Origin of the sequence: Streptomyces sp. NPDC058877 (genome assembly GCF_042742855.1) — a bacterium.
GTDB lineage: Bacteria > Actinomycetota > Actinomycetes > Streptomycetales > Streptomycetaceae > Streptomyces.
This window is the reverse complement of record NZ_JBHYMF010000325.1, coordinates 1-4,387: the sequence shown is the minus strand read 5'-3', so window position 1 is coordinate 4,387 and position 4,387 is coordinate 1. Positions and strand designations below refer to the sequence as shown.

Annotated in this window: 3 protein-coding genes and 1 pseudogene; all 4 read left to right on the top strand. The window is 68.3% G+C overall.

The features are described 5' to 3' along the window. The first annotated feature begins 899 nt into the window (after positions 1-899). Positions 900-1,795 (top strand): annotated as a pseudogene (locus ACFW2Y_RS34900) (DUF5655 domain-containing protein). A gap of 487 nt (positions 1,796-2,282) precedes the next feature. Then, a complete protein-coding gene (locus ACFW2Y_RS34895) occupies positions 2,283-2,459 on the top strand; it encodes a hypothetical protein (RefSeq protein ID WP_384887498.1) in 177 nt (58 codons plus the stop codon). Between the two features lie 8 nt (positions 2,460-2,467). Next, complete coding sequence (locus ACFW2Y_RS34890; protein WP_384887495.1) at positions 2,468-3,652, top strand: JmjC domain-containing protein; 1,185 nt, start codon at positions 2,468-2,470, stop codon at positions 3,650-3,652. Continuing rightward, positions 3,589-4,371: an aldo/keto reductase gene (locus tag ACFW2Y_RS34885; RefSeq protein WP_384887493.1), complete on the top strand. Its 783-nt coding sequence runs from the start codon at positions 3,589-3,591 to the stop codon at positions 4,369-4,371. The genes ACFW2Y_RS34890 and ACFW2Y_RS34885 overlap by 64 nt, the downstream gene beginning before the upstream one ends. The last annotated feature ends 16 nt before the right edge of the window (positions 4,372-4,387 follow it).

Sequence of the window (4,387 nt, the reverse complement as noted above, 5' to 3'; positions counted from 1 at the left end):
AGCGGGTACTTCCTCGGTGCAGGCATCGTCTGGGCTCCTCTCATGAGACCCATCTGACCTGCTGTCACCTTTCCCCGCATCTCGGGGGAACCTCACCCACCGACGTGGGGGTGTTCCGACGCCGTACTCCCGCTCCTGCCAGGCCGCCACGTCTTCCCCACCGACGTGGGGGTGTTCCGCCCACCCCGGCAACCCCCTCACCCACCACTGCGTCTTCCCCATCGACGTGGGGGTGTTCCGGAGACGAAGATCCGGTCGTACGGGCCGGCGTCGTCTTCCCCATCGACGTGGGGGTGTTCCGCCGTACGGCGGGCCACGCATCTACGCCCTCAGTCTTCCCCGCCGGCGTGGGGGTGTTCCGAGCTCCAGTAGGTCCGTGGGCGGAAGGGCCACGTCTTCCCCGCCGACGCGGGGATGTCTCGTTCCGCCAGGACAACGGGCTGATCCCTCGGCAGTGAGTTGTCGGGCCAGCGCCGAGCTGAGCATCGGCGGGTACGTCCTGCATGACGTCATGTAGAAAGGAGGCATGGCAGAGTGTGATGAAGTTCCGCTTCAACGTGTAGTGGGTGACATAGCACCACATTGTTGATCTGGCAAACGTGCAGGTCAGATGGGGTTCGACTCTTCGGAGTTGGGCCCCTTCGTTTTTACCGTGCTGGATAGGTGCTGGATATTCTGACCCCTCGTCACCTGTCATCACCCCTCGCCATCCGTACCGTGCTGGATTCGTGCTGGATGCCGACGGACCGCGCGAGAGCGGAGGAGGTGTGGCCGTGAGCCGGGGGTTGTGGATCCAGGCGCGCGGCTGTTCATCACACGTTCTCCACAGACTTATCGGCCGTTGCGGAAACAAATCTCGATCCTTCCGGCGTTGTTGATCCCCTACGCGATATCGGGGGGTGATGGGCTTGAAGCTGTTCCGTACGGACGCGGCAAAAGCGGCATGACCGAGGTCACGCCGCATCTTGCCGAGGTTGAGGCTGATGTGCAGGGTCTTGTCGAGGGGAGCATGGAGACGCTGCTGGGCGTCCGGTTCTTGGCGAGCGAGTACGGTACGGGGCCGGTCCATGGTGGCCGGATCGACTCGCTCGGGTTGGACGAGAACGGGGCACCGGTCATCGTCGAGTACAAGCGTTCGACTGACGCGGGTGTGATCAACCAGGGCCTGTTCTACCTCAGCTGGCTGATGGACCACCGGGCTGAGTTCGAGCACCTGGTCCGCGACCGGCTCGGGGTGACGGCCGCGTCCCAGGTGCTGTGGAGCGGCCCGCGTCTGATCTGCATCGCCGGCGACTTCACCCGCTACGACGTGCATGCCGTGCGCGAGCACCGGCGCTCGATCGACTTGGTCCGCTACCGACTCTTCGGCAGCGACCTGCTCGGGCTTGAGACCGTGGCGTCCGTGAGTGGCGGCATGCCGGTGGCCCGCCGGGCGCGTCGGCAGGCGGTTGCTCGGGCGGCGGCCGGCGTCCAGGGTGCGTCGATGGTGGAGCTGGCGAGCGCGGTCGATGAGGCGCTGCTTGGGCTCGGGGACGGTGTGAACCGCGTCGAGCGCAAGACGTACCGGGCGTATCAGCGACTGCGGAACTTCGCCTGCGTGTGCCCGCCGCAGCGGAGCAAGCTCCTGGTCTACCTGAAGGTCGACCCGAAGGGCGTCGACCTCGTGCCGGGATTCACCCGGGACGTGTCCGGTCTCGGTCACCATGGGACGGGCGACCTGGAGGTCCAGCTCCGTACGCCGAGGGACGTGGAGCGGGCGCAGGAACTGTTCCGGGCGAGTTACGCGGCGGCGTGATCGACTGCCGGCCTCGTGGCGTGTGTACTTCGCGGGCGGTCTGAGGTTGTCGGGAGACGCCTTTCGACGGTGGGGCAGGGCGTGGCGGTGGAGCATCAATGATCTGTGGGATCGCCGGTTTGGCCAACCGGCGATCACGCGCTATGTTCCCCTGCCCCGCATCCTGGCGCCTCTGACCGTGCGAGGCGCTCACCACCCCGACCCGACCAGATCCGGGAGGCCGAAGAGGGGGTCTGCGACGGGGCCGCCCTGTGGCGTCCGGTGGTTCACCCGCATCTCTTCCGTCTGCGCCCTGGGGCGGATCGCACGGGCGCGCGAGCGGAACGGGCGGTCCCGCGTCACGTTGGTCAGCCGTGCGACGGCGAGGCGGCCGAGGAGAAGTAGTCCGTACGTATGTCCGAATTTCGCTCTACTGGCATCTGCTGGACGCAGGTTAACTCGTTCCTTCGCCCGGACCCGGGCGGTAGCGACCGAGGGGAGAGCGTCGATGGCAGACAGGGCGTCCACGCAGACGTCGGGGACCAGTCCCGCGCTTCTGATCGCGGTGGAGGAGCTGGCGACCGCGCATGACCGGAGCGAGTCTGAACGGTCCGACATCACCAGCTCGCAGAACAGCGCGGGCGATGACGGAGAGAACCGCGATCTGAACCTCCCGAAGGCGTAGGGGAGGCCATGGAGCACCGGCTCGTCACCCACATCGAGAAGGCTCTCGGCTGGGACGGGCCGGGCTCCGTGGGGGCCGCGTTCGCGCGCGGCCGTCTCACGGACCCGGACCTGCCCGCCCGCCTGCTGACCCCGCACAAGCTGCTGGACCTGATCAAGCGCCGCCACCTGGCCAACCCGCAACTGCGCTGCTACGCCGGGGGCGAGGAGATCCACCCGTCCACGTTCCTGTCCACCAATGTCAACCGGCGCAGGCAGGCGGTGAGTCAGGCCGACATGGCGGCCCTGGGGCGCATCCTCAACGAGGGCGGCACCGTGGTGCTGGACCATGTGGACTTCTTCGACCCGACGCTGGAAGTCGCCTGCCGGGCCCTGGGCTGGTGGTCGGGCGAGCTGACCTCCGCCAACGCCTACCTCGCGGTCGGCGACACCGACGGATTCCATCTGCATTGGGACGACCACGAGGTCATCGCCGTGCAGTTGTCCGGGGAGAAGTCGTGGGAGGTCCGCGGCCCGTCCCGGCCGGCGCCGATGTACCGCGACGCGGAACGCAACCGCACGCCTTCCGAGGAGGCGCTGTGGAAGGGCACGATGCGGGCCGGGGACGTCATGCACATCCCCCGTGGCTTCTGGCACACCGCCACCCGCCTCGGCTCCGGCAGCGACGGCCACTCACTGCACGTGACGTTCGGGTTCACCAAACGCACCGGTGTCACATGGGTCAACTTCCTCTCCGACACCGCCCGCGCAGACGAGGCGTTCCGCCGCGACCTGGAAGGCGCCGGCGAAACCGGCCCCACGGGACTGGCGGACAAGCTCAGCACCCTGGCTGCCTCCTACAGTCCCGAGCGGTACCTGGACGAGCTGCGCTCCAGTACCCCGCCCGCCCGCCACATGCCCCACGTTGCGGCCTTCGGCCGGCTCGACGGCGTCGTGGCCGTCACCGAGTTCGCCCCCCACATCACCCGGTCCGGCGACACGGTCCAGGTCCGCGGTGGCGGCAAGCAGCTGACCTTCCACGCGCGGGCGGAGGAGGGCCTTCGCGCACTCCTGTCGGGTCACCCGGTCCACCTGGAGGGCGCCGACGCAGACACCACCACCCTGGCCGACCTGCTGATCACGGAGGGGCTGTGCGAACCACTGACGGAGACCTCGTCCTCGGGCTATACCGGTCTCGTCACGCCCGTGACGTAGTCGAAACAGCCGCCAGCCTCGGCGTAACGCGCCTCGACACCGCCGCGAACTACCTCCACCACCGCTCCCACGAGACACTGAACGCGGTGGCCGGCGACCTCCTGCCGAAGTTCTCGATCTCCACCAAGGTCGGGTACTTCCCCGGGGAACACTCCCTCGCCCCCGACCGGCTGCGCGCCGCCATCGAGCGGGCCGCGAAGGATCTGGGACGGGAACCGCAGGCCGTGCTCCTCCACAACCCCGAGCACGCACGCCCCGGCGCCGAGGCACTGGCGCGGGCGTGTGAGGTCCTGGCCGACGCCGCACGCGCGGGACTGTGCGGAGGGTGGGGCGTTTCGAGCTGGGACCCGCGCCCGCTCACGGACCTCGACGTACCCCGCCCTGACGTCCTCATGATCCGGGCCGGTCTCCTGGTGGGCGCAGATGTCCTCGAAGCGGCCGAGGCCCTGGTGAGGCAGTGGAAACCAGTGCAGGTGTGGGGCATGAGCCCCTTCGGCGGCAGCACGAGCGAGCCGCCATGGCAGAAGTTCGACCCCCGGATCTTCCTGCGGGACTCCCCGTCGGCCACACCGGTTCAAGCGGTCTACCGCTCCGCCTTCCGGCTTCCCCCGGTCGACGCGGTCGCGGTCGGCACGGACAACGGGCCTTGTCCCCGGAGGGTGGACACCTGTTCGTGTCGTTATGCGGCAAGTATCAGGGTAGCTGACTGTTGTTCGTAAGTGATCGGTGCCTGCT

What these genes read in the sequence shown, in the direction of transcription:
- ACFW2Y_RS34895 (WP_384887498.1), top strand. Translation starts at nt 2,283, where the DNA reads ATGGCAGACAGGGCGTCCACGCAGACGTCGGGGACCAGTCCCGCGCTT.
- ACFW2Y_RS34890 (WP_384887495.1), top strand. Translation starts at nt 2,468, where the DNA reads ATGGAGCACCGGCTCGTCACCCACATCGAGAAGGCTCTCGGCTGGGAC.